Annotated in this window: 22 protein-coding genes and 1 pseudogene; 10 read left to right on the top strand and 13 right to left on the bottom strand. The window is 60.7% G+C overall.

Going from position 1 to position 23,325, the window contains the following annotated elements; translation table 11 throughout:
• Both EOA19_RS32795 and EOA19_RS32800 read left to right on the top strand, forming a co-directional pair.
• Window positions 1–2,182: iron ABC transporter permease (locus EOA19_RS32795; protein WP_164893104.1), on the top strand; the 2,182-nt coding region annotated here is incomplete at its 5' end.
• Complete coding sequence (locus EOA19_RS32800; protein ID WP_128305924.1) at window positions 2,182–3,258, top strand: ABC transporter ATP-binding protein; 1,077 nt, start codon at window positions 2,182–2,184, stop codon at window positions 3,256–3,258. The genes EOA19_RS32795 and EOA19_RS32800, both read left to right, overlap by 1 nt.
• Here the strand turns inward: EOA19_RS32800 and EOA19_RS32805 are convergent.
• Window positions 3,248–4,039 carry an inositol monophosphatase family protein gene (locus EOA19_RS32805; RefSeq protein WP_128305925.1) on the bottom strand — a complete coding sequence of 264 codons (792 nt, stop codon included), beginning with the start codon at window positions 4,037–4,039 and terminating at the stop codon, window positions 3,248–3,250. The genes EOA19_RS32800 and EOA19_RS32805 overlap by 11 nt on opposite strands.
• Window positions 4,040–4,664: 625 nt before the next feature.
• Window positions 4,665–5,060 (bottom strand): hypothetical protein, encoded by a 396-nt coding sequence (locus tag EOA19_RS32810; RefSeq protein ID WP_127297017.1) that lies wholly within the window; start codon window positions 5,058–5,060, stop codon window positions 4,665–4,667.
• A gap of 447 nt (window positions 5,061–5,507) precedes the next feature.
• On the opposite strand from EOA19_RS32810, the gene EOA19_RS32815 reads away from it, so the two are divergent.
• Together EOA19_RS32815 and EOA19_RS36220 are read left to right on the top strand one after the other, a co-directional pair.
• Window positions 5,508–6,278, top strand: coding sequence for a hypothetical protein (locus EOA19_RS32815; protein ID WP_127297016.1), 771 nt, complete (start codon window positions 5,508–5,510; stop codon window positions 6,276–6,278).
• A gap of 415 nt (window positions 6,279–6,693) precedes the next feature.
• Window positions 6,694–7,293 carry a helix-turn-helix transcriptional regulator gene (locus EOA19_RS36220; RefSeq protein WP_245486426.1) on the top strand — a complete coding sequence of 200 codons (600 nt, stop codon included), beginning with the start codon at window positions 6,694–6,696 and terminating at the stop codon, window positions 7,291–7,293.
• Between the two features lie 62 nt (window positions 7,294–7,355).
• Here EOA19_RS36220 and EOA19_RS32825 read toward each other — a convergent pair whose 3' ends face one another.
• Window positions 7,356–7,826 carry a hypothetical protein gene (locus EOA19_RS32825; RefSeq protein ID WP_128305926.1) on the bottom strand — a complete coding sequence of 157 codons (471 nt, stop codon included), beginning with the start codon at window positions 7,824–7,826 and terminating at the stop codon, window positions 7,356–7,358.
• An 80-nt stretch (window positions 7,827–7,906) separates the two neighbouring features.
• Here EOA19_RS32825 and EOA19_RS32830 point away from each other — a divergent pair.
• From EOA19_RS32830 to EOA19_RS32840, 3 genes and pseudogenes are all read left to right on the top strand, one after another.
• A pseudogene (locus EOA19_RS32830) lies at window positions 7,907–8,115 on the top strand (ribbon-helix-helix domain-containing protein); the annotation flags it as partial.
• Window positions 8,116–8,198: 83 nt separating this feature from the next.
• Window positions 8,199–8,774: a hypothetical protein gene (locus EOA19_RS32835; RefSeq protein ID WP_245486429.1), complete on the top strand. Its 576-nt coding sequence runs from the start codon at window positions 8,199–8,201 to the stop codon at window positions 8,772–8,774.
• 84 nt (window positions 8,775–8,858) lie between these two features.
• Complete coding sequence (locus tag EOA19_RS32840) at window positions 8,859–10,937, top strand: sigma-54-dependent Fis family transcriptional regulator (protein WP_128305927.1); 2,079 nt, start codon at window positions 8,859–8,861, stop codon at window positions 10,935–10,937.
• Between the two features lie 107 nt (window positions 10,938–11,044).
• On the opposite strand, the gene EOA19_RS32845 is transcribed toward EOA19_RS32840, so the two are convergent.
• The 10 genes from EOA19_RS32845 to EOA19_RS32890 form a co-directional block, all read right to left on the bottom strand.
• Window positions 11,045–11,629 carry a DUF1097 domain-containing protein gene (locus tag EOA19_RS32845; protein WP_128305928.1) on the bottom strand — a complete coding sequence of 195 codons (585 nt, stop codon included), beginning with the start codon at window positions 11,627–11,629 and terminating at the stop codon, window positions 11,045–11,047.
• A 46-nt stretch (window positions 11,630–11,675) separates the two neighbouring features.
• Window positions 11,676–12,362, bottom strand: a complete 687-nt coding sequence (locus EOA19_RS32850) for an aquaporin (protein WP_127297732.1) — start codon at window positions 12,360–12,362, stop codon at window positions 11,676–11,678.
• Window positions 12,363–12,433: 71 nt separating this feature from the next.
• Window positions 12,434–13,477, bottom strand: coding sequence for an NAD(P)-dependent alcohol dehydrogenase (locus tag EOA19_RS32855; RefSeq protein WP_109661589.1), 1,044 nt, complete (start codon window positions 13,475–13,477; stop codon window positions 12,434–12,436).
• Between the two features lie 46 nt (window positions 13,478–13,523).
• On the bottom strand, window positions 13,524–15,155 hold the full coding sequence (locus EOA19_RS32860) for a molecular chaperone GroEL (protein ID WP_128305929.1): 1,632 nt from the start codon (window positions 15,153–15,155) through the stop codon (window positions 13,524–13,526).
• A 77-nt stretch (window positions 15,156–15,232) separates the two neighbouring features.
• Window positions 15,233–16,030 carry an iron-sulfur cluster assembly protein gene (locus EOA19_RS32865; RefSeq protein ID WP_127297730.1) on the bottom strand — a complete coding sequence of 266 codons (798 nt, stop codon included), beginning with the start codon at window positions 16,028–16,030 and terminating at the stop codon, window positions 15,233–15,235.
• A 5-nt stretch (window positions 16,031–16,035) separates the two neighbouring features.
• Window positions 16,036–17,058, bottom strand: coding sequence for an amidohydrolase family protein (locus tag EOA19_RS32870; protein ID WP_127297729.1), 1,023 nt, complete (start codon window positions 17,056–17,058; stop codon window positions 16,036–16,038).
• Window positions 17,059–17,133: 75 nt separating this feature from the next.
• A complete protein-coding gene (locus EOA19_RS32875; RefSeq protein ID WP_127297728.1) occupies window positions 17,134–17,505 on the bottom strand; it encodes an MmoB/DmpM family protein in 372 nt (123 codons plus the stop codon).
• A gap of 16 nt (window positions 17,506–17,521) precedes the next feature.
• Complete coding sequence (locus EOA19_RS32880; protein WP_127297727.1) at window positions 17,522–18,580, bottom strand: aromatic/alkene monooxygenase hydroxylase subunit beta; 1,059 nt, start codon at window positions 18,578–18,580, stop codon at window positions 17,522–17,524.
• A gap of 49 nt (window positions 18,581–18,629) precedes the next feature.
• Window positions 18,630–19,691 (bottom strand): 2Fe-2S iron-sulfur cluster binding domain-containing protein, encoded by a 1,062-nt coding sequence (locus tag EOA19_RS32885; RefSeq protein ID WP_127297726.1) that lies wholly within the window; start codon window positions 19,689–19,691, stop codon window positions 18,630–18,632.
• 54 nt (window positions 19,692–19,745) lie between these two features.
• Complete coding sequence (locus EOA19_RS32890) at window positions 19,746–21,413, bottom strand: aromatic/alkene/methane monooxygenase hydroxylase/oxygenase subunit alpha (RefSeq protein ID WP_127297725.1); 1,668 nt, start codon at window positions 21,411–21,413, stop codon at window positions 19,746–19,748.
• A 564-nt stretch (window positions 21,414–21,977) separates the two neighbouring features.
• On the opposite strand from EOA19_RS32890, the gene EOA19_RS32895 reads away from it, so the two are divergent.
• From EOA19_RS32895 to EOA19_RS32905, 3 genes are all read left to right on the top strand, one after another.
• Window positions 21,978–22,451, top strand: a complete 474-nt coding sequence (locus tag EOA19_RS32895) for a hypothetical protein (protein ID WP_128305930.1) — start codon at window positions 21,978–21,980, stop codon at window positions 22,449–22,451.
• Window positions 22,448–22,771: a hypothetical protein gene (locus tag EOA19_RS32900; RefSeq protein WP_127297723.1), complete on the top strand. Its 324-nt coding sequence runs from the start codon at window positions 22,448–22,450 to the stop codon at window positions 22,769–22,771. Before EOA19_RS32895 ends, EOA19_RS32900 begins: the two co-directional genes overlap by 4 nt.
• A 13-nt stretch (window positions 22,772–22,784) precedes the next feature.
• The coding region (locus EOA19_RS32905) for a hypothetical protein (protein ID WP_206638146.1) at window positions 22,785–23,325 on the top strand (541 nt) is incomplete at its 3' end.

Raw genomic sequence — 23,325 nt, forward strand, 5'->3', positions numbered from 1 at the left:
CGTTCATCGCTTCACGCAAGCGATCTCCGCGCGCATGTTCGATAGCAAATTCGCACCGGCGCTGGTTCTGGCTCTCAAGGGCGAGAAATTGTGGCTGGCGCCGCTCGGCCTCCTGCTGGCGGCGCCACTGCTTCTGTGGGGCCGCAACAAATCCGATCCGTTTTTCGGCCGATTGCTCGTCATTGTCGGCGCTACGGGATTTGGCTGGCTTTTGTTCCAGGGTTTCGCCATCGGGTTGCACGGCTGGCAGTTCCGCTGGCTGACCAGCCTGTTGGGCGACCTTGACGACCGCCAGTTCGGCATGGGTTACGGCGCCCTGCTGGTCAGCGGCGCCTTTCTGTTCCTGCTCACCCTTGGCATTGCCGCGCGCGGTGCCGTCGGCGGCGACGTATTCGTCGTCAGCTCAATCGGCTTTGTCGTCGCGGTGGTTTCCATCTTCATCTTCATGCCAATTCTGATGATGCTGGCCAACGCCTTGCAGACCGACGACGGGGGTTATTCGCTTGTCGCGTTCCTGGCCAAGTTATTCAGCCCGCGCCTGTGGAGCCTGGCTTGTCTCGCTGGCGGCAGCCGCTGCGGCGTTGCCTGGAACTCGCTGCTGCTCGCTGTACTCGTCGGACTGCTGACCATGTTTCTGGGGCTGGTGTTCGCGCTTGTCGTGACACGCACGGGTTTCCGCTACGGCAAGCTGTTGCGTGCGCTGACCGTGTTGCCGATCATCACGCCGGCCTTTGTCATCGGCCTTGCCATTATCCTGTTGTTCGGACTGTCAGGCGCAGTGACACAGAGCGTTGCCGGCGTCCTCGGCATCCAACCAACACGCTGGGTATACGGACTTCCCGGGCTGCTCATCGCTCAGGTTCTTGCCTTCACCCCGATCGCCTTCCTGGTTCTGATCGGGGTTGTCGAAGGGGTCAGCCCGTCCATGGAAGAAGCTTCACAGACGCTCCGCGCCAACCGCTGGCAGACCTTTTGGACCGTATCCTTGCCGCTAATGAGACCAGGCCTCGCCAACGCGTTTCTGCTCGGCTTCATCGAAAGCATGGCCGACTTCGGCAATCCCTTGGTGCTGAGCGGAAATTATGATGTCCTGTCGACGGAAATCTTCTTCGCCATTGTCGGCGCGCAGAACGATGAGGCCCTTGCGGCAATCCTGGCACTGGTGCTGCTAGGCTTCACACTTGGCGCTTTTTACGCGCAACGCTTCTGGATCGGCAGGCGTTCCTATACCACCGTCACCGGCAAGGGCGATGCCGGCGTCCATCCGCGCCTCCCGGACGGGCTCACACGTGCGCTCTATGTCATCGCCGGCCTGTGGACGGCGTTCACCGTATTGGTCTACGCGGTCATCTTCTACGGCAGCTTTGTCCGGCTGTGGGGGGTCGATCAAAGCTTGACCCTGCAGCATTACAAGAGGGCGTTCTCCGTCGGCTGGAATGAGTTCGGCATTCATTGGTCGGGGTCGGCGTGGAGTTCTTTTTGGACGACGATGGAGATCGCACTGATATCGGCACCCCTGACCGCCGGCATAGGGCTTCTGACAGCCTATCTTCTGGTCCGCCAGAACTTCCGTGGCAAGAATGCCTTCGAATTCGCGACCATGCTGTCTTTCGCGATTCCAGGAACTGTCATCGGCGTCAGCTACATCATAGCCTTCAACGTGCCGCCGATCGAACTGACTGGAACCGGCATCATCCTCGTGCTGTCGTTCATCTTCCGCAACATGCCAGTCGGCGTACGCGCCGGCGTCGCCTCGATGTCGCAGATCGACCGCAGCCTGGATGAATCCTCGCTGACGCTTGGCGCCAACTCCTGGCAGACCTTCACACGCGTCATTCTGCCATTGCTGAAATCGGCAACGCTGGCGGCGCTTGTCTATTCCTTCGTGCGCGCCATGACCGCGATCAGCGCCGTCATCTTCCTTGTCAGCGCGCGTTACGATCTTTCCACCAGCTATATCGTCGGACGTGTCGAGAACAATGAATACGGCATCGCTATCGCCTATTCGACAGTGCTGATCGCCGTCATGCTGGTGGTCATCGGCCTGATGCAACTGGTCGTCGGCAGCCGCAATATCGGCCGGCGCGGTATCCAGAAAGGCGACGGCGGCTGGAGCGTGCGCACCAATGTCAGCCTGCCGGCAACGCCAGGCGGCCACGCGACAAAAGCAGGAGCCGGGTGATGGCCGAAATTCGTGGCAACGCCGCCTCGGTGACCTTCGAGCACGTCACCAAGACGTATCCCGGCGCCAGCACGCCGGCGGTCAACGACATTTCACTTGCGATTGAGGCCGGAAGGCTGGTGACGCTTCTCGGACCTTCCGGTTGCGGCAAGACGACCACGCTGCGTATGATCGCTGGCCTGGAGATGCCATCCAGCGGCCGTATCCTGATCGGCGGCGATGATGTCACCCTGCTGCCGGCCACCGACCGCGACGTATCAATGGTTCTTCAGTCCTACGCACTATTCCCCCATATGACGGTGATGGAAAATGTCTCCTATGGTCTGCGCTTCTCCGGCCATGACAAGAAGGAGGCCGCGTCCCGCGCCCGAGCGGGACTGGAGTTGGTCGGCCTGACCGGTTTCGAGGCGCGCCTGCCCAGCGAACTGTCGGGTGGTCAGCAGCAGCGCGTCGCGGTGGCGCGCGCACTGGTGCTCGAACCGCAAGTTCTGTTGTTCGACGAGCCGCTCTCCAATCTTGACGCCAAGCTGCGCCGGCATGTGCGCGAAGAAATCAGGGAGATCCAGACCAAGCTCGGACTGACTGTGGTCTATGTTACGCACGATCAGGAAGAGGCGCTGGCGGTTTCGGACCGGATTATCGTCATGAACAGGGCGGTGGTCGCGCAGGACGGTACGCCGCGCGAACTATACGATGCGCCGGCCAACGCTTTCGTTGCCGACTTCATCGGTGAAGCCAACATCCTGGATTGCGAGGTGGTTGCGGTGCAAGGCGACGTAGCGGCCGTCCGGCTCGGTACACTTGCCTTGAAACTGCCGGCGCGCGGCCATCCAGCAGGCCCCGCGAAGCTGGCCGTCCGTCCAAGCCGCATCGAGATCGGTCCGGCCGGTGCGCCGCAAACGATCGAGGGCACGCTCGCAAAGGTCACCTATGCCGGCAGCCATCTAGAACTCGTCGTTGCCACGGCGCTTGGAGACGTGTTCGTGTTGTCGCGCAATGTCGATGCGTCGTTTCAGGCGGGCGACAATGTCGGCATCGGCTTTCCGGATCGCGGTCCGGTTCTGATCAAAGCTTGAAGGGTTCGACGCAGAGGTCGCGAACCGGGGCGAACACACCGTTGCCGGCGCAGATCACCAGCGTACCCTTTTCCAAAACGGTTCTCGGGTCCGGCACGATCGTGCCGCCGGCTTCTTCCACCAAAAGCATGCCGGCCAGGCAATCCCAGGCGTTCATGTGCTCTTCGACATAGCCGAGCAATCTGCCGGCAGCGACATAGGCTAGCATCAGCGCACCCGATGCGTTGCGGAAAAACACGCCGCCTTCGTCAATCAGGGAGCGGATGACCGTGACGACATTTTGAATATCGACCCGATTGGAGAAGCCGGTGCCGACCGAACCCTCGGTGAGGCTGGTGGCGGCACTTGCCTTGATCAGCTTGCCGTTGAGAAACGCACCACCGCCCTTGCGGCAATGGAAGGTCTCGCCGGTAGAGGGCTCGTGGATGACGCCGACGACGGTATCACCATCTTTGGCGCAGGCGATGACCACGCACCAGGCCGGAATGCCGCGCACGAAATTCGCAGTGCCGTCGATCGGATCGATCACCCAGACATGCCCGGTAGACCCGGTGATTGAGGCATGTTCCTCGCCGACGACGCCGTCGCCGGGGTAGGCAGCTTTCATCGCCGCGCGGATGAACAGCTCGACCTCGCGGTCGGCCTGCGAAACCATATCCTGATGGCCCTTGCTCTCGATTGTAAGGCTGTCGAGATCGCGGAAATATTTCAGGCCGAGCTCGCCGGCGCGTCGCGCGAGATCGATGGCGAAATGTTCACGCGCATTGTTATCGGATGTCATGAGGTCCTTGGCATGGAAAATGCGACTGAGGCTAATGATGGACTAGGAAGCTTAGCGTTGAAGGCAAGGATGTAAATGACACGCGGCCGCGCGAACAACCCTAAAATTCGCCTTCACGTCGTGAGGATAGGTTGGTGAAAACCAAAATCCTTCTTTCCGAGGTCAGCTCGCCAAGTAGGAAAGACACCGCTTGCGCTCGGCGACGAGCGACGGGACCAGTCAGCGGTGGCGGTCGCGAACCTTAGACGCGCGTCAGCTAGGCGCGAGAGAAGCTTCAAGCGGGTTCCTTCCTCGGGGACTTTCTTACACCTGCCGCCGCCCGGAACTTTCACGAAAACAGACTGGCTGCTTATGGGAGGACGTACTTGGAAGCCGCCGTCCGCTACGAGTCCTAAGTGGGCATCCGGGCAAGGTCGAAGCTGCGAAGGACGGCTCTCTAATCGCAAGCGTTGAATACTGAAGAAGGGCGAGATCGATAAACCGGCACACCCCACGTTCCACCAAGGGTGCGCCGGATTCGAAACGGGAAGATCAGCTTGAGGCGAAGATCGCACATTTCAATGTTTGTGCGCTGTCGCTCAATCGGCTGACAAATCAAACAACACCCCAGTCAATAGAAGGTTGATCACTGCTCCTCTTCTTGCTCCTGCGCGCCGCTGTTCCAGTCGAAAGTTGCCCATTTGGTGCAGGTCGATCGCGCACCAAAGCCACCGCGGTCGCAGGCTTGCGCGCTGTATGTGCCGCTGTCGCCGGGCTCCCGGTCGAACGAATAGCCATTGCCGACTTCGATCTGGTCGCCAGGATTGGTCTTGAAATTGAAGTGGGTGGTTCTCGAAAGCTTGCTGGATAGCGAGATGCGCACCTTGCCACCATAATATTTCACCGAACCGCAAACGCCGTTTATGCATTTGCGCGGAACAGTGGTGCTGCTCGCGTAGGCCGCATTGGGTGCCATCAGAGGTGCCATGAGAGCCGCGATTGTCGAGATGGCGGTGAATGTTCTCGTCAAGTTGCGTAGCATGATCGAATTCCTTCCTTGGGTTCAATTGAGATCCAGGTTCGACCGCTCGGCCTTTGCGGATGTCGGTCCGGCGTTGCGGCTGTGATGTGTTGGGCAACTCAGCGTGAATTCAGCGTGAACAACGATCGTCGCTCCCCAGTGTCTTCGGATGAACCGTCGAGAGATGATTTTCGGTCTTCGCGGCCCGTGCATCCGGATGGCTTTCAAGGGAGGCTGGGCAAGCGACCCGCTTCGACAATGGCCGGCCAGGGCTGCAAGGCCTCGGCGACCTAGAAGCCCGCCGCGCGGGTAGGGGTTTGCGAGGCAATTGAGAGAAGCAGATCAACCGTCACCTTCCAGGGGTGTCGATGCGATCAGCCTTTTAGCCGGTTGGACGCATTCCGGCCCAATTCACGTTGAGATCACGCGGAGCACTGCAAAGCATGCGTCACAAGGGAGGAACCCGACATGACGCTCAACATCAACAAGCCGCTGCGTGTAGCCACAGTCAAAATTCCAGCTCGCGAAACAGCCTCGTCCTTCACGGTGCAGTCTCCGCGCCTCAGTGCTTGGTGCAGCGCATTGACGGCACGGATGTCTGGCCCTGGAGGCGCCTACAATATCGGCAACCTCATTGGTCTCTGTCAGGGGATTACGGCGCAGATTCTCGTATCTGGCAATCCGGACCAACCTCTCTGGACAGGCGTGCCGACCGCCATCAGCCATTATTTGACGGGCAATTTTGCGGCGATCACAATGACCTCGGCGACGGCGATCTTCTTCGCCAGCGGCGAGGTCTACCATCGCGCCTGGAATGAGCGTCTCAATCCCAGGGAAAATCTCAACCGCCTGGGTGATTTCCTGTCCGGCGTTGGTGCCGTTTGCCTTGGCCTGGCCCTGTTTGAACTTGGCCATCCGTTGCTGGCGTTGACATCGGGCCTCCTTCATTCCGTTGGAAAATTCGGCAGTGCTTGCCACCGACCCGGGGTCCAGATCCTCAACTTGTCGGAACACAGACTCGAGCCGTTTCGCATCATGGTCCTTCTCAGCCGGCTGCCGGCCCTGATCGCTGCCGGGACAGGACTCTGTGCCTCGCTGTTCAAATTCGAGGTCGGACAGCCACAGCATTGGTCGACGCCCGCCACCCTTCTCGTTTGTTACCTGCTCTGGTCCTGGGCTGACCTGCTTCTGTTCCGATCGAGCCAACCTCGCGCAGACGGCGATCATTCCGCCGGCTGATCAAAGCTTCGCTATTCCAACTTCATTTGGAGAGACACCATGTTTGGATCATCATGCGACAATTCCGCAGAACAGATCGGCCAATCCTATCCCCTGCAGCGACGCATCGGCACGATCTGCGTTTTCGGCGGCGCCATGCTTGGCAACGATCCCGACCACGCCCGTTGCGCCACCGTCCTTGGCGCGGCGATTGCCGCTGCGGGTATTCGCCTGGTCTATGGCGGAGGCTGTGATGGCCTGATGGGTCAGGTGGCCATTGCCGCAGCAGAAGCGGGTGGAACCGTGGTCGCGATCACCCCGCAGTTCCTGATCGAGCGGATGAGGATGCTGTCATCGGGATGTCAGACGATTTCAGTTCCCGACATGAGTGTCCGCAAGCAGCTCTGTAGCAGCAAGACTTGGCCTCGAGCGGGCGTTGGCCACCGTGTCGGCCCTGCAGAGCGTTGGCCTCCCCGCTGCAGTGATGTCGGCCGGCGGGCAAGTGGTTGCGACGAACGGACTGTTCGAGGCGCTGCCGTCAATTTTCATGCCGCTGGCGTACAACCGTTTGGCAATCGCGGATCCGAAAGCCGATATCCTGTTCCAGGAGTCCGTCAGAAGCACTTCGGCGGCTACCGCCCCAATCGTCAGATCTATTCCGGTTCGTCAGAGGATCGATCGAGATGCTGTCGTCCTGCATGTGATGCCGGTTCGGCGATCGGCAAGGGACATATTCGCCGGTGCGAACATCCTTGTCATTGCGGCGACGATCAGCACAGCCAACAAGAAGACCTCTCCACAAATTCTAAGCGCGCTTTTCGATCTGTCTCCGTCCGAGGCAAGGCTTGCCGGATCACTTGCATCAGGCCTTACGCTAAAGGCAGCCGCAGTTGAGCTCGGAATCACAGTCAAAACGGCGCGAACCTATCTTGAGCGCGTGTTCCGGAAAACTGGTACGAGCCGTCAAGGCGAACTCGTCGCCTTGCTTAGTGGGACGGCTCCGCTGGCACCGTTTGTCCCTGCGCCCAAGCCGTAATGTGGATCCGACTTATTATGTCCATCACCGCCGGCTTCGGCATTGAGAAGGAGGCGCGTCGCTTAATCGACAGATACCCGGTAGTCGAGAGCGGTCAGACGCTTCAAAGTCAGCGGAAACTGTGGTGCAACGCAGCAACGACTGCACGTCCTTCGTTCAGCGTGGCTTCGATCATCGACTGAAGATGGTGGTCGCGCCGCGCGTGCCGACATAGCCTGATCGGACCAGCTCGACGAATGCGTCGCTGCGCAGATAATGGCCATCGAGCTCGGCATGGCCGACGTGAAGGCCGCCCCGGCTCCCGCGCGTGCCGCCATTGCCAGCATATGGTCGAGATGGCCAAAGAGCTTTGCAGCCTCGGCTACGAGGGAGGCTATGACGCCGTCCGCCGATACGCGAAGAGCTTCGATTTTGGAGATGCCATGTTCCTTGCCTCCACTGAGGTAGATATGGCAAAGATCGATAAACTCGTCAAGTTCGTAAAGCCACGTGATCAGCCTGTCGGACGTTGGCAGGTCTTCCACCATGCGCATGGGGCGTTGACGGAAACCAATGCCGTATCTGATCAGCTTGTTCGTCCAAGTGGCAAGTTTGCGGCAAAGCCGTTCGACGCATCCAACTCGAGGCCACATTTTGGACGTTGTTGGACAAGATCGCCCGTGGGCAAGGGAAAAAGGCGTCGAAATTCCTCTCGACGCTTACGACGAAGCGCTGGAGATCAACGGCCATATCCCGAACTTTGCCTCGATCCTGCGCACCACATGCGCGCTCTATCTGCGCGACAGACAACCACCCTCGGAATTCACGAACAACGCAGCCTGACCCACGTGCATTTTGTCAAAACGCCCAGGTACCGGAATCCCGTGTAGCAGCCACCTGCTACCAGCAGCCTGAATTTTGGCGCTATGATACTGAATGGCGAACTTGACAGAGACGGTGTAGAGTTCAAGTCAAAACAAGATGAGCCGTACGAACGGCAACGCCGAGCGGATCTGGGAGGATTCATGGTTGAGATTATCTCCAAGCGGGATGGCCCGCGACGCGAGGATGTTCAGATCAAAAGGCTGATCGAGCAGAACCGATCAACCATAGTCCAACTGGCCGACCAGATCAGCGGCGGCGGCTATTCGGCTTCCAGGCAGCCACGCCAGCAACCGAAGGCGGAAGGCCTGATTATCCATGTCGGCGTCAGCGCGGCAACAGCCGCCGAAGCGACGAGCCCGTCCGTCCGCGTCACAATGAACGGCCGTGTGATCTCCAAAGATCAGAACACCGGTCGCCAGCTTCACCATATCGGCGATGTCCGCAACCGGGATGGCAAGCAGATTTTCGTCCTGGCAACGAAGCAAAACGGCTTTTTCTCACCTGTCGACGAAACCGTCGCCGGGGCGCTTGCCGAACTGGACGGAGCCCACCTGACTGCAACCTATAGCGAAGACCAGCTTGCTGCCGAAATCGGCGCGAAACTCGGCATCGACTGACCACCGGCACTCGGGCGTCGCTGAGCACGCCCAATCCGCGAAGCATACAGAAATGGCATACCTCAAAGGTACTGTGATGACTGAATGAGACACGCGAACGGCCCCGATCAGATGAAGACCGATGCTCTTCCGGCGCGTGCGTCGATGGCCAACGGACAGTTGGTTTTGGACAACATCGACTATGACGAGAGCGCCACCATGCGCGCTTGGGAAAGTTTTCTTTCCGACGAGCCGACATCCGCCCGCGATCCGGTCCATGTCCGCTCGCTGATCCACGATTCCTGGTACCGCAGCGCAACCGGCGGCATCAACGCGCAAGGCATCGAAGCGCCGCTGAGCAGCGATCATGACGAGATCGAATATCTGACCCGTGCCAACGCCGAGCTGCTTTCGGCGGCGCGGCGATCGTTTGCGTCCCTTGGCCAGTTGCTGGAAGGGACGGGAGCGATGCTGGTGCTCGCCGACAGTGATGGCGTGCTGATCGACGCGATCGGCGACAAGAAGACCTTGCATGACGGCATGGACATTCATCTGGGCATCGGCGGCAAATGGAACGAGGACGCCGTCGGCACCAACGGCATCGGCACGGCGCTGTGGACTGGCGAACCGATTTTCGTCCACGCCGCCGAACATTTCTGCGCCGGCATCAAATCCTGGACCTGCGCCGGTGCGCCGATCCGCGATCCTCTGGACGGTAAGATCATCGGCGTCGTCGACCTGTCAGGCTATTCGCCGATCTTCCGGCCGCACAACACGGCGCTCGTCGCTGCCACCGCCAGACAAATCGAAAAGGCACTCGCCGAACAGCAGCAGGAGCAGCGCACGCGCCTGCTCGAAGCCTTCATTTCCTCGGCACCCAGCTACCGCCGGAAAGACGGGTTGGTGATCGTCGATCATCGTGGCCGCGCGATTTTCTGCAACAACGTGCCCAACGGCGACACCACGGAGATGATGGACGGCCCGATGGAACCGGGGCGTGGTCGTTGGCTTATGAACCTGCCGGCCTCCGGCTCCGACACCGATCTCGCCAACGCACTGCCGGCGCATCTGCGATCCTGCCATGTCACGCCGCTGAAGCTTGATGGCGATCTTCGTGGCGCGGCTCTGGTGTTTCCCTCGGTGCCGGCCGTCTCGAGCATGACGGTGATCCGCCGGGAGGAGAACAAGCACATGCGGACAGCCGCGGCGATGATCGTCGGCGAAAGCGAAAAATTGCTGGCTGCCGTCGATGTCGCCTCCCGGGTGGCCGGGTCGAAGGGTGTCACCTCGTTGCTGATAGAAGGCGAGACGGGTGTCGGAAAAGAGTTGTTTGCACGGCTTGTCCATGCCGGCAGCCGGCGCACCGAAAACGACCCCTTCATCGCCATGAACTGCGGTGCAATCACCAAGGAGCTGTTCGGCAGCGAGTTGTTCGGCCACGTCGCCGGCGCCTTCACCGGAGCTTCGCGTGACGGCAAGCCGGGGATCTTCGAACTCGCCAACGGCGGCGTGCTCAGTCTTGACGAAATCGGCGAGTTGCCGCTCGAAATCCAGCCCTTCCTGTTGCGTGTCCTCGAGGAGCGTGTGGTACATCGCATCGGCGACTCGCGAGGCCGGCCGGTGGACGTGCGACTGGTCGCCTCGACCAATCGCGACCTCAAGCAGGAAGTCGCGGCAGGTCGCTTCCGCAGCGATCTCTACTACCGCATTGGTGCGGTCTCGATCCATGTTCCGGCTTTGCGCGACCGCGGCGACGACGTGCTGTTGCTGATCGAGCATTTCAACCGTCAGACCGCAAAATTGGCTGGCAATGATCCCTTGGAGTTTTCAAACGACGCGCTCGATGCGCTGCTTGCCTATCGCTGGCCGGGAAATGTGCGGGAACTGAAGAACCTGGTCGAACGCCTTCATATACTGGCGCGCGGCAGCACGATCGACCAGCAGGATCTTCCCGGCGAAATCAGATCGGGCGACCGCAACATCATAGCCATGCACGGCGACCATCCCGCAGCCATGCTCGAAGCACCCGTATGTACATTCGAGGATGCGGAACGCCAGGCGATCAAGAATGCACTTGCCGCGGAGAGCGGCAATCTCAGCAAGGTTGCGCTCAGGCTCGGCATTTCGCGGCCGACGCTCTATCGCAAGCTCGGCCAATACGGGATCCGGCGCGGCTTCCTTTAGGTGCAGCTCCTTTCACCTCAGCAACAAAAAACCCCGCGGCATTCGCGCCGCGGGGCTGGGAAAATTCGTCGACCGAGATTGCCTTCAGGCGGCGGCCGCGGAAATAATCAGGCCTTTACGACAGCACCGGTCACTTTCTCCGAGACGTAGCCGAGGATGTTGCCGATGATCAGCGAGACGACCACAGCGGCCGCGACCCTGGTGATGGCGCCGATGCCCTCGCCATAGGCGGCGGCACCAAGCAGAAAAAGCGCGGCAGTCGTTGCATAGCCATAAACCGCTGACGGAATGGCGCTCAGCAATGGCAACTTGGCGGCGAGGATCAGGACTATGATTGAAATACCCACGCAAACGCCGGCCATGATCGCGGTAACACCAATAGACATCAGTGCTATTAGTGCGCCGGCGGCGCAGACCGTTCCCCATAGGTTTGCAACCGCCGAACTCTTGAAACCGGCTTCCTTGCCGCCACAGTGATAGAAACTTCCCCAGCCGACAAATACCGCCCAGATCAGCAAATAGGGGTTGCCGATGGTGATCGCTACCCACGTTGCAATGCCGCCCATAATGCCGATGACGACGGCCAATCCTGTGATAAGATCCATGTTGTCCTCCCGTTTTCCCAAAGCTCGAAGCGAAGAATCTCGATTCGGGATCGCGCTTCGCTGACATCCCGACACGGAAAACGCCATGGCATCAGCCACAGGGTTCAGGAAGCTTGCCGGGTCCGGCAAGCAATCAGGCAGGCTGAGCCGCCGGTTCGCTCGCCCCGACCCCGGCGCGCAATGCCAGTCCGGCAGCGGCCGCGCCAAGGCACGGCGCCACGATATAGAGCCAGAGTTGCGACAGTGCAGCTCCGCCGGCAAACAACGCCGGGCCGAGCGAGCGGGCCGGATTGACCGATGATCCGGAGACGGCAATGCCGGCGAGATGGATCATGACCAGCGTCAGTCCGGTCGCCAGGCCGGCCAGGGGTCCCGCACCGCCTTCGGCCGTGGCGCGAAGGATGACGAGTAGAAACAGGAACGTGGCGATCGCCTCGAACAGGAAGGCCGACGTTGCGGAATAGGCCGACCAGCCGTTCTGGGCGAAGCCATTCGTCGCCACGTCGTAGCCGCCGCCTTTACCTTGCACGATCACGTAGAGCACCGCTGACGCAACGATCGCACCGACGCACTGCGCAAAGACATAGCCGATAAGGTCGTTTGCTTTCATTCGACCTGAGACGAAGAAGCCAAGGCTTACCGCCGGATTGAGATGGGCGCCCGAAATAGGTCCGACCGAATAGGCCATCGCCACCACCGACAGGCCGAAGGCCATGGCGACGCCCAGCAGGCCGACCTCGGAGCGCATGAATAGGACTGTCGCGCAGCCAAAGAAGACCAACGCGAAGGTTCCGATGAATTCACAGATGTACTTGTTCATTTCTTCCTCTCCTTGCAGATGACGGGACGGGAGCCGATGCGGTCGTTCGATGCGGATCCGGTCCAGATGCTTTAGGGCACGATGACGCCGCGGCCGGTGAACCGGCGGTTTTTGAAATCGTCGAGGGCGGTGTTGATGCTGGCGAGATTGTATTCGGTGTAGTGCATCTTCACTTTGCCGTCGGCGTTGAGCTCCATCAGTTCGACAAGCTCGGTAAAATTGCCGACCAGGCTGCCGCCAATGTTGATCTCCTCAATGACGAGATGCGCTGTCGGCACGTTGATGTTGCCGCCATAGCCGACGACGAACAGTTGCCCGCCCTTGCGTACCATCTTCCAGCAGATGTTCTCGACACCGAGTTCGCCGACGAAGTCGATCACCACATGCGCACCACCACCGGTGATCTGAGCGACCTCCTCGACGACGTTTGGCCCGCCATCGAGCACGAAGTCGGCGCCCAGATCCCTGGCCAGCACTTGCGCCGCCGGCTCGCGGTCGACGGCGATGATGCGGCAGCCCGAGATCGCGTGCAGCGATTGCAGTGCGATATGGCCAAGCCCGCCTATGCCGAGCAGCACGCAATAACTGCCTGGCCGCAGCAGCTTGGCGGCGCGTTTGGCGGCGCGGTAAGCAGTGATGCCGGCATCGGCCAGCGGCGCCACCTCGATCGGCGTGATGTTGGCGTTCAGCTTGATCAGCGAACGCTCGCTGGTGATGAAATACTCGGCGAAGCCGCCATTCATGCCAAGGCCGGGGAATTGGCCGTTGTCGCAATACATGTCCTCGCCATGGCGGCAGTTGAGGCAGATGCCGCATGAGCGGAAGGGATGGCAGATCACGGCGTCGCCGCGCTTGACCGATTTGACGCCGCTGCCGACTTCCTCGACCCAACCGGCATTCTCGTGGCCCATTATGTAAGGCAATAGTGTGCCTTCGGGATCCATGGTCGGCTTCCACACCCCCTCGATGATGTGCAGGTCGGTGCGGCAGAGGCCGGCAGCACCCACCCGCACGATCACTTCGTCAGGCGCGGTGATCGTCGGCGCCTTGACCTCCTCGATCTTGAGCTGGACATTCATCTTCGGGTCGTACTCGTAAAGTCTGGCAGCTTTCATGGCTGTGTCCTTTCAACGTCGAAATCGTTCCGTCGGAATTGTTGCCTCAGGCGCGGCCGAGTTTTTCGGAGCCGCCGCCTCGTGCCGGGCCGGCCGTCGGATCCTCGTCCTCGGCAAGATCGCCAATCAGCGTTTCGGTGGTCAGGATCAGGGTCGCCACCGAAGCCGCGTTGGCGAGCGCCGTGTAGGTGACGCGGACGGGGTCGATGATGCCTGCCTCGAACATGTTCTGATACGTGCCGGTCGATGCGTTGTAACCGTAGCCGCCATTGATGCGGGTGACCTCGGTCACCACCGCTTCGGGATCGGCGCCGGCGTTGGCGGCGATGCGCCACAGCGGCCGCGACAGAACCGAGCGTACCAGGCGCACGCCCTCGGCGACATCGCCCTCGACGCCAGCCGCAGCCTTGTCGAGCAGCGGAGCGATCTGGGCGAGCGCCGAGCCGCCGCCAGCGACGACGCCCTCCTCGGATGCGGCGCGCACCGCATTCAAGGAATCCTCGATCAGCTGGATGGTCCGCTTCTGCTCGACCGGTGTAACGCCACCGGCATAGAGGATCGCGGTGCCGCCGGAGAGCTTGGCCAGGCGTTCGCGCAGCTTGTCCTGATCGATGTTCGGCGGCGAAGCTTCATATTGCCGCTGCACCTGGGCGCGACGCGAGGCGATTGACGCATGGTCGCCGCCGCCACGAATGATGGAGGTGTAGGACGCGCTGGTCTTCACCCGGTCGGCCGTGCCGAGATCCTCGGCGGTGACATCCTCCAGCCGGCCGCCGAGATCGCGCGCGATCACCTTGCCGCCGGTGATGATGGCCAGATCCTCCATCATCGCCTTGCGCCAATGGCCATATTCCGGCGGATGGACAACGAGGTATCTTCCCGGCCCCTGCTTGCCGAGCAGTGTCACCACCACTTCCGGCGACATTTCCTCGGAGACGATCAGCAGTGGCCGGCCATCCTCCTCGGCAATGCGGCGAACCGCATCGAGCTGCCCGGGCTCCTTGATCTTGAGATCGGTCATCAGGATGTAGGGCCGTTCGAGCACGGCCTCCATCTTTTCCTGATCAGTTACCATGTGATGCGAGAGATAGCCGCGTTCGAAGGACATGCCCTCGACGACATCGAGCGTGGTCTCGGTGGTGACGCTGAAGTCGGTGGTGATTACGCCTTCGGCGCCCACCCGTTGATGGGCTTCCGCCACCAGCGCGCCAAGCTTGGTGTTGGTCGCGGCGATGTTGGCGACCGACGCCAGGATGCCGTTGCCCTTGGCCGGCTTGGCCGAGGCCTTGAGTGCCGCCACCACCGCCGCCACGGCAAGGTCGATGCCCTTGCACAGATCGACGGACTTCACGCCGCGCTCATTCGCCTCGACACCGCCCTGGATCAGCGCGTTGGCGAGCACGATAGCCGTCGTGGTGCCGTCGCCGGCGATCTCGTTGGTCTGCATCGACACTTCACGCACGACTTGCGCGCCCATGTTTTCGAAACGGTCGTGCAGCTCGATCTCGGAGGCGATGCTGACACCGTCGCGAGTCACCATCGGCGTGCCGATCGGCCGGTCGATCATGGCGTTCATGCCTTTGGGGCCGAGCGTCGGCTCGACGGCGGCTGCAAGCCTGAAAACGCCACGGGCGAGAGCCCGGCGAGCCTCGGAATTGTGAAGCATTATTTTGGGCATGATTCCTCCTTCCGCCTTACGGGCGGGTTGTTGGTTGGGGGCCTCGTGCGAGGGAGGCCGTTGCTGTCAGCGCTGCTTCAGGCGGCCGGTGCCGTCCCAGGCGGCACGCGATCCAGAATGAAATCGACCAGCGTCGGTTCGCCGTCGATCACATCCAGTTCCTTGTATCTGGTCTGCTTGAGTCCACGGCACAGCGCGCCGTTGAACTCCATGTTGATGCGCACACCGCGCAGTTCGGCGAGATGGGCGCTGAGTGCACCGGGCGGGATGCGCTGCCCTCCCCAGGTCACGAAGACGGGATGGTCCGCCCGGCGGTCGGGAAACCGCTCGAGTAGCGCCGCCCGGTATCGCGGCTTCTGTTTGGCCGCCTCGCCCGGCTCGAACCGCGCGACATCGTAGGCCGGCAGGTCCATGCCGAGGATTTCGCGATCCGTCAGGCCATGCGCCTTGAGGCCGCGCAAGACCGCCTCCTGGCGCCGCTTGAAGGCTTTCATCGCAAAGGTTGCACGCAAGCCGCCGAGATCCTGATCCTCGGCAAGCAGGGCGAAGATGTCGCCGAAGCTCTTGCCTTCTTCCATACCGCGATTGACCTCGTCGGCGAACATGTGGTCGTGCAGCTTGACGCGATAGGCCGGCTTCCAGGAGAGCTGGTCGAGCGCCTTGCGCACCCCGTCCAGCATCAGGAACGCAAAGTTTGGCGAGCACCAGTAGGTTGGCAGGCGGAAGTCGATTTCCACGCTGCCATCGCCTGTCACCTGCGCCCGCTCGATGAAGCCCATCTCGGTGACAGGTTCGTCGAGTTCGGGGTCGTTGACTTCAGCAAGACGCCGCCAGAGTTCCTTCTGGCAGTCGCCGGAAACGCTGGCGGTTGCCATGGCCCCTACTCCGCCGCGATGCTGAAGGGCGAACCGGCGAGCGCCTTCTTCTTGGCTTCGATGTCGATGTTGTAGAGACGCGCGGCGTTGAGGCCGAGGATCTTCTCCTTGATCTCGTCGGTCAGCTGCACACCACGTTCTGCTGCGATATCCTCGGGGATCTGATAGGCCCAGAATTTCTCGACCAGCCAGCGCGGCGTCCAGATCGCGTAATCGGAGCCGAACAGGATCTTCTCCGGGCCGAGCCAGAACAAAAGCTCGGCGATCACCTCGCCGAAATAGCGAGGGCGCGCATGGATGAATGGCAGCGCCACCGCCAAGCCCCCATAGACATTGGTTTCCTGCGTCGCGATCCAGCAGAAATCGTCGAGGCGCGGCAGGCCGCAATGCTCGATGATCCAGTTGAGGCCCTGGAAATCCGTCGCCGCGTGATCGACGTCATGGACGTCGAACGCATCCTTCGAGAGCGGCAGGATCGTCGGGCCCTTGTGGACGTGGATGTTCTTGATGCCGAGCCTGTCGCAGAGTTCGAAGCACTTGTAGGCATCGGGATCGGTGAGCTTCCAGCCCTTGGAGGCGCCATTCCATTCGGCCGTGTACATCTTAACGCCCTTGACGTCGTAGGTCTCCTTGAGGAAGTGGATGTATTCCAGCGCCTTCTCGCCGTCGCGCGGATCGAAGGCGCCGTTGACGATGAACCGCTCCGGATAGAGCTTGGCCACCTCCGCGTTGCGCTCGATCGTATTGAAGCCGTTCTTGTAGAAGTCCTTGAGATAGGTCGACTGGACGATCGCCACATCATCGGGACCATCGATGAACAGGTCGCGATAGAGATCGTCGGCGCTGTATTTCTCGAACTTGCTCTTCTCCCACAGCTGCTCCTTCGGGCTCAAGCCCGTGTGATAGGCGTAGAAGCATTCGATGAACTGCTTGCCGTGGATATTCTTCTGGTTTTCCGGGCTGCCGTCCCAGAAATGGGTGTGGCCGTCGACCACAAAAATGTCCTTGCCTTCCGGTGTTCTGTACATGGTTGCCTCCGCAGCAATCGCGTTGATCGGTTTCCGCGCGCCGCACTCGGCGGCGCGCCAGCTTAGTTTGGGCGGCTATTCGATGTACTCGAACATCTCGTCCATGTTGCCGAACAGGATCACGGTGTTGTCGTCGATGCGTACCATCCGCCCGTAATGGGTGGAGCTGTTGACCTCGAAGGTTTCCGCCGTCATCTCTCGGCCGAGATATTCGCTGATCTCGTCCATCTTGAAGATCAGCTTGCCGTCGCCGTCGATGCGGATCATCGCCGGTTGATAGGTGACGGTTACGTTCGGTTTCAGGCCCATGAATTCGGCGATGGCCCTGGCCTCGACCGAGTCGTTCATGGTGACGCCGCACTGATGCGAAATCGTCTGTTCGAAGGTGATGTCCTTCATCGCCTTGAAGATGTTGGAATGCGTTGCGTCGCGTGCAGATAGTGACATGACGATTTCTCCTGTTTCAGCGCTTGAGGCCGAGTTCGCCGAGGATCTGGCCAATCCGCTCTTCGGATTTGGCCCGAACGTCGGTGAACGCGACCGGCTTGGAATGCGGCATCGACCAGATCGGCTGCAGGCCGGCGGCTGCCTTGTCGGCGAGTGCGCCGTGCTTCTTGACCCAGCCCTGGAAGAGCTTCTTGTTGGCGCCGCCATGCTTCTCGTCATTGGCGAGCAGATGCATGAGGTCGATCGTGTTGGCGAGGTTGCGCTCATAGTCGGCCTCGGCGGCCGAAATCACCGCCGGCGTGATGAAGTCATGGTTGGCGGCGGCGATCTGCATCAGGAAGCCGGAGCGGAACACTTCGCCCACCAGCGGCTCGAAGACGATGTTGATGGCGAAATACTGCTCGAGATAGTCGGTCGCGCCCATGATGGTCTCGACCGCTTCGCGCGTGCCTTGCCAGTTCTTGTCCTCGAGCCAGGCCTTCTTGCCGAGTTCGTCGTCCCAATCAGGCAAGTCCATGCCGATCTCGGCGAGGTAGAGGGTGACGTCCTGGGCAAGCCTCAGCTTGTAGGACGAGTTGGTCAGCGTCGCATTGTTGATCATCTGGGTGTAGCCGTAACGCTGCGCCTGCATCAGCGAGGTGCCGAGCCCGAATTCGGCGTGCTTCCAGGCGCCGAGCTGCGTCTGCAGGATCTTGACCCAGGCCTTGTCGAAGGTCTTCGGGGTGCCCGATTTGCGCGCATTGTTGATGACGCTCTGCACCATGGTCTCGATCTTCGACTGGCGCTGGTAGTGGGTGCGCTCCCACTCCTGGTCGGGAGCGCGGAAGGCATGCCAGTTGGAGCTCTGCGCGGCGGTGTTCTGCTTGACATAGGCGCCCTTGCCATCGGCGAAGGAGATGATCCAGTCCTGGATCAGATAGCGTTCCGGGTCGGGTTGAACGTCGACCGTCATGTCCTCGTAGTGGGTGGCGCGCTGGCCTTTCGGGTCGAAGTACCGGTATTTCCGGCTGTCGGAGTCGGCGAAGATGGCCGCGCCGGCGGCTCCTGATCCGACTGAACTCGAGGTTGCAGGCATAGTCTCTCTCCCTTGTTGCAGTTGTGGTTGGCTGTGCGTCGGCCGCCCCTCAATGGGCAGGCGTTGCACCTGCCGATGTGGTGAACTTGTCGAAGAAGATCCGCTCGGTTTCGAAGCCGTTCATGAACAGGACCGGCTGCAGCGCATCGATCATCGGCGGTGGGCCACAGGCATGGACATCGCCCTGCCCGTCGACCGCCAGTTGCTTGAGCACGGCGTCAACGCTCTGGTGCACGAAACCGCGTTCGCCTTGCCAATCGGCGTCGTCATTGGCGTGCGACAGCACGGGAATGAAGGTGACGTCCGAATGATTGCCGACCAGCTCGGCGATCCTGTCGAGATAGAACAGGTCGTTGCGGGTGCGGGCGCCGTAGAAGAAATAGACCGGACGTTTCTCGCCGCTCTTCAGATGGTCGTTGAGGATCGACCAGATCGGCGACATGCCAGAGCCGGCGCCGACCAGGATCAGGGGTCCTTGTCGTTCGTCGCGGCGGAAACAGGTCCCGTAGGGTCCGACGACGGTGACTTCGGCTCCGGCTCTGATGCCTCCGGAATCGAGCTCTCCCGAGAACTTTCCCTCAGGGTATTTTTTGATGATGAAGGAGAGTTTTTCGGTTTGGTCCGGCGTATTTGCCATGGAGAACGAGCGCGTAATCGTCTCCCCTTTTTGCGTGGTAACCGTGATGTCGACATATTGCCCCGCCCAGAACTTCATTGGGGAGCCGAGTTCGATCTCGATGCCGCGAATGTCATGGGTCAGCTGCTCGATGCGAGCAATCCGGCCCTTGTACGTTTTCACGGCGATCGCTTTCGCCAAAATCTCCTCGTCGTAGTTGAGAAGCTCGACTTCCAGGTCGGAGAAGGCGATGCAGCGGCACAACAGGATGTGCCCACTCTCCTTCTCCATGTCGTTCAGCGCGAAGGTCGAGTATTTGAGCATGTCGACTTCGCCTTCGAGCAACACGCTTTTGCAGGCCGAGCATTGCCCTTCCTTGCAGCCGTGTGGTAGGGCGATGCCCTGGCGGAACGCGGCGTTGAGCACCGTTTCGCCATGCTCGACGTCGAATTCGACGCCGACCGGGCTGAGCCTGACCGTGTGGGTTTCCGACATACGGACCTCCAGTGAAAGGAAGGGGCGGGACCAACCCGCCCCCCTTTGGCCTGATCAGTTGCAGGGGTTAATGGTGAAGCCCTTGGCGTATTCCGCCAGGTGCTTCTCGCGGTCCGCGGGCGACATGGCACGCAGGGCGTTGAGCGGCGATCCGAGCGTGTTGCCGCGCACGTCGTCGAGCGTCCACATGTCCTTGTCGTCGAAGCGCAGATGCGGCTGCGGAACCAACGTCTTGCCGTCGGAACGGACGAAGTTCAGGTCCTTGATCGCATCGGCCAGATCCCAGCCGTCATAGAGCGTCTCCCACTCGCGCTTGCCGCTGAAGCGGCCCATCGCGGGCGTCGGCCGGCCCTGATACTCGTCGGCGAAGGCGACCGTTGCGGTCCACTTGTCGAGTTCGTGGGCGAAGGTATGCAGCTGACCGTCGATCTCGCCGACCACCATGTCCTCGCGGATCAGGCAGGGCACGAGGCAGGACCAGCAGCGATGCGGATAGACGTAGCCCACGTCGCTGTTGAACAGCAGCACCTTCTCGCCCTTGTGGCTGAGCTTGGCATACCATTTCCAGAAGTCGCCGAACTCGGCATACCAGCCTGGATATTTGTGCTCGAACCACTCGAAGTCCTTGTCGGTCTGGGCTTCGATGCGCCAGAAATTGACCGGCCAGCCGACCGCGAAGAACTGCCCGACCTTGTGGACATAGTTCTTCTTGGTGATGCGTTCCCAGGCTGCCTGGACGTCGTCGTGATGGACCTTGATGCCGTATTTTTCGAGCGGCAGCATGTAGGTGCGATAGTAGTCCTCATAGATCCAGCGGTGCCACATTTCCGCATAGGACTCCTTGTTCTTGTCGCGGTTGGTGGTGCCGTATTCGATGAAGGTGCCGATGGCGGCATCGACGATGGCGTGGTTCTGCCAGAAGGCGTAGCGCAGGTCGCGCTCGAGCAAGAGGTGGTTTTCCGGCTCCTTGAGCGCCGCCATCAGCAGCGAGTGGCCATTGCCGATATGCCGGCTCTCGTCGGACTGCACCGACAGGAACACGGTCGGCAATGCGTAGTCGCCGTTGCGGGCAGCCTCCGAGGGCATGGCGACAAACAGCGTGTTGGTGAAGGCGGTTTCGGCCACCACGGTCAGGTACATGCAGGCGGCGGTCATGGTGTCGCCGGTAATGAAGCCTTCGGCGAACTGCCGGCCGATGGTCGTGGCGTAGCATTTTCCGAAGGCTTCCTCGGTGATGTCGAAGCCGGCCGGATCGATATAGTTCTCCATGTACCATTTCTTCAAATTCATCTGGATCGTGGAGTGACGAAACTCGTCGATCATCTGCATGGTGAAGCCGGTTCTGAGTTCCTCGCCGGGCGCGATACGGGCGACCATCGCCATCGAGCGGGCAGCCGAGATTTCCGGAAAAGGAATGATGGCCAAGAAGAGCTTCATCCACTCGACCCAGCGCGGTTCGACGTTGCGGAACATGTCGCCGCGCAGCGCCGCATCGAGCGCACCGTAGACCCGGTTGTCCTTTTCTTCCTGCATCGGGAAATACGACCGCAGGACCTGCTTCATCGGGTCGCGCGGCGTCTTGTTGATCTTGTAGTCGGTCGGAAACGTCATCGCTTCCTGGACGTAGGAAGGATTCCAGCCGAGATCGGCAATCTTCTTGGTCGCCTCGCCGACGGAGATTCCGCGTTGTGAGGTAATCTTGTTGAGCGTCAGAGACGTCATGGTCATAAGCCTCCACCAGGTTTGAGCCGCAGGTCCCTTGACCCCGGCATGAAGCGGCACACAGCACCGCCAGTGAGAGTGCGAGCGGCACGACAAAGGGTTGCGCATCGAGGCGCGACTCATGGTCAGGCCGTTCAAGTGGATCGCGGCAAAGGTTCTTGAGGTGTTTTGGCAGAGACCCGCGGCGCCAACCGCATATGCGATGGGCGTATCGAAGCGGTCTCTGCTTCCTCCGTTCCTTCGTTCTTTTGGCACCGCGTCAGAAATGCGATGGGCTTCTTGTGGAAAGGTACAAAGCAAGCGCCGTGCCAGTTTGAAAAGAGCGCCCATGGCTGTGACTCAAAACAAAATCGCCGCCCTTGCCACACTAAGCGGGTGGCCAACTGTAACGTTCTTTTACAATCGTAACATACGCTTGTAATATTTATGATCTATTCGCAGGTGCAATATGGTTAGTTAGCACATGCAACAAAACCGAGAACAAATATCATCTATTCAATTCTACGTCTTTCTCTACTATTTGAAGGCGACGCTCATAGACGGGCCTCGCGCTGGAGAGAGACAATGCCGAGCGATAGAGACAGTCGGGGGCCGCCCGAGCCAATGTCCCGCCAGCCCGACGGCGTCACCGGCGATCTTGTCAGGCTGATGCCTCGCGATCTGGTCTTTGTCATGCGCTTCATGGGCGAGAGCCAACATCGCCTACAGAGCCACTTCCAGGACTTCATCCGGGCCGAGCTTGCCGCCGGCGGCGTCACCACGGAAACGCATCCGATGATCCATCTGTTCATCGAAAACCACGCGATCCTGTTGCGGGACTTCGTGTTTTCCGGGGTTTCGCTGACGCGCCAGTTCCGCGTCGACGAGATTGAGCGCCTGACCGGCGACACGACATCCATGATCCGCGTCGACATCTGGGATCAACTCAAGAGCCACATCGAAACGGCCGAAAGACAGTTCCAGTCGCAGGCCGGCACGTTGCCAAAATTGCTGTCGGCCTTCGAAAAGCCGCCCAAGCCTTTGGGGAGCGAAAAATGACAGGTGGGCCCGATATCGCCAGGCGTGACGCGCTGCTCGCCCGCCGGCTCGATCTGGTCGCTAATGTCTCCGCGCTCACCGCCGAGGCGCTGCGGCTCAATCAGAAACGCGCCGGCATCGAGATGGATGTGCTGCGCCTCGAGCTGGAAATCGGCAGAAGCGGCGCCAGCGAGCAACTGGTGCGGGACTTGCATGAGGCAGAGCAGAGCGCGGCGGCGGTCATGCAGACATCCGCGGCGTGCGAGGACCGCATCATAGCTGCGGAAGGTGAAGTCGAGGACGTTGATCGCCGGCTTGCCGCGACAGCGAACAAGGATTGACGGGAGAGACAGTATGAACCAGCAGACGATGCAGAACCTGACCTTGTTCGACCTTCTGGCGCGGAGTTGGCGTCGCCCGTCGGGGATCGCCGATCTGCGCTTCAGCACCGATGGTTCGGCTGTTGCCTTCACCTGTGTGGATGGAACAATCGCCATCGCCATGGTCGCGGATCACGAGCCGCCGGAAACACGGATCAGGGTGAGCAACGATCTCGGGCAGACGACGATCCGCCCAAGGGAAAAGCCACCCGTCCCGCTGATCGCCACGGCGGCATTCGGAGATGGCGATGTCCCGATCACCGCCTATGCGCATTCCGGCTTTCTGGTTGGCGCGGCCAGCGGTGAAGTGGTGCATCTGGCTGCCGACGGCGAAGCAGCGGCCCCTTTGGTCAAGATCGACGGACCGATCGTCGCCATCGACCACAGCCCCCGGACGGACATGACAGCCATCAGCAATGGCCATGCTGTCTTCCTGTCGCGCGGCCAAGGCGGGGCAGTGCAACTGAAACATGCCGCGACATCGTCCATGGATGCCCTCGCTTTCTCACCTGGCG

It is taken from the genome of Mesorhizobium sp. M7A.F.Ca.US.010.02.1.1 (assembly GCF_004023085.1).
Taxonomy (GTDB): Bacteria; Pseudomonadota; Alphaproteobacteria; order Rhizobiales; family Rhizobiaceae; genus Mesorhizobium.

Coding starts and splice junctions, on each gene's coding strand:
- EOA19_RS32870 (WP_127297729.1), bottom strand. CDS start 17,058: ATGTACAGAACACCGGAAGGCAAGGACATTTTTGTGGTCGACGGCCAC.
- EOA19_RS32800 (WP_128305924.1), top strand. CDS start 2,182: ATGGCCGAAATTCGTGGCAACGCCGCCTCGGTGACCTTCGAGCACGTC.
- EOA19_RS32855 (WP_109661589.1), bottom strand. CDS start 13,477: ATGAAAGCTGCCAGACTTTACGAGTACGACCCGAAGATGAATGTCCAG.
- EOA19_RS32845 (WP_128305928.1), bottom strand. CDS start 11,629: ATGGCGTTTTCCGTGTCGGGATGTCAGCGAAGCGCGATCCCGAATCGA.
- EOA19_RS32805 (WP_128305925.1), bottom strand. CDS start 4,039: ATGACATCCGATAACAATGCGCGTGAACATTTCGCCATCGATCTCGCG.
- EOA19_RS32825 (WP_128305926.1), bottom strand. CDS start 7,826: ATGCGCATGGTGGAAGACCTGCCAACGTCCGACAGGCTGATCACGTGG.
- EOA19_RS32875 (WP_127297728.1), bottom strand. CDS start 17,505: ATGTCACTATCTGCACGCGACGCAACGCATTCCAACATCTTCAAGGCG.
- EOA19_RS32895 (WP_128305930.1), top strand. CDS start 21,978: ATGCCGAGCGATAGAGACAGTCGGGGGCCGCCCGAGCCAATGTCCCGC.
- EOA19_RS32900 (WP_127297723.1), top strand. CDS start 22,448: ATGACAGGTGGGCCCGATATCGCCAGGCGTGACGCGCTGCTCGCCCGC.
- EOA19_RS32815 (WP_127297016.1), top strand. CDS start 5,508: ATGACGCTCAACATCAACAAGCCGCTGCGTGTAGCCACAGTCAAAATT.
- EOA19_RS32810 (WP_127297017.1), bottom strand. CDS start 5,060: ATGCTACGCAACTTGACGAGAACATTCACCGCCATCTCGACAATCGCG.
- EOA19_RS32885 (WP_127297726.1), bottom strand. CDS start 19,691: ATGTCGGAAACCCACACGGTCAGGCTCAGCCCGGTCGGCGTCGAATTC.
- EOA19_RS32840 (WP_128305927.1), top strand. CDS start 8,859: ATGAGACACGCGAACGGCCCCGATCAGATGAAGACCGATGCTCTTCCG.
- EOA19_RS32865 (WP_127297730.1), bottom strand. CDS start 16,030: ATGGCAACCGCCAGCGTTTCCGGCGACTGCCAGAAGGAACTCTGGCGG.
- EOA19_RS32860 (WP_128305929.1), bottom strand. CDS start 15,155: ATGCCCAAAATAATGCTTCACAATTCCGAGGCTCGCCGGGCTCTCGCC.
- EOA19_RS32835 (WP_245486429.1), top strand. CDS start 8,199: ATGATACTGAATGGCGAACTTGACAGAGACGGTGTAGAGTTCAAGTCA.
- EOA19_RS32890 (WP_127297725.1), bottom strand. CDS start 21,413: ATGACGTCTCTGACGCTCAACAAGATTACCTCACAACGCGGAATCTCC.
- EOA19_RS32850 (WP_127297732.1), bottom strand. CDS start 12,362: ATGAACAAGTACATCTGTGAATTCATCGGAACCTTCGCGTTGGTCTTC.
- EOA19_RS32880 (WP_127297727.1), bottom strand. CDS start 18,580: ATGCCTGCAACCTCGAGTTCAGTCGGATCAGGAGCCGCCGGCGCGGCC.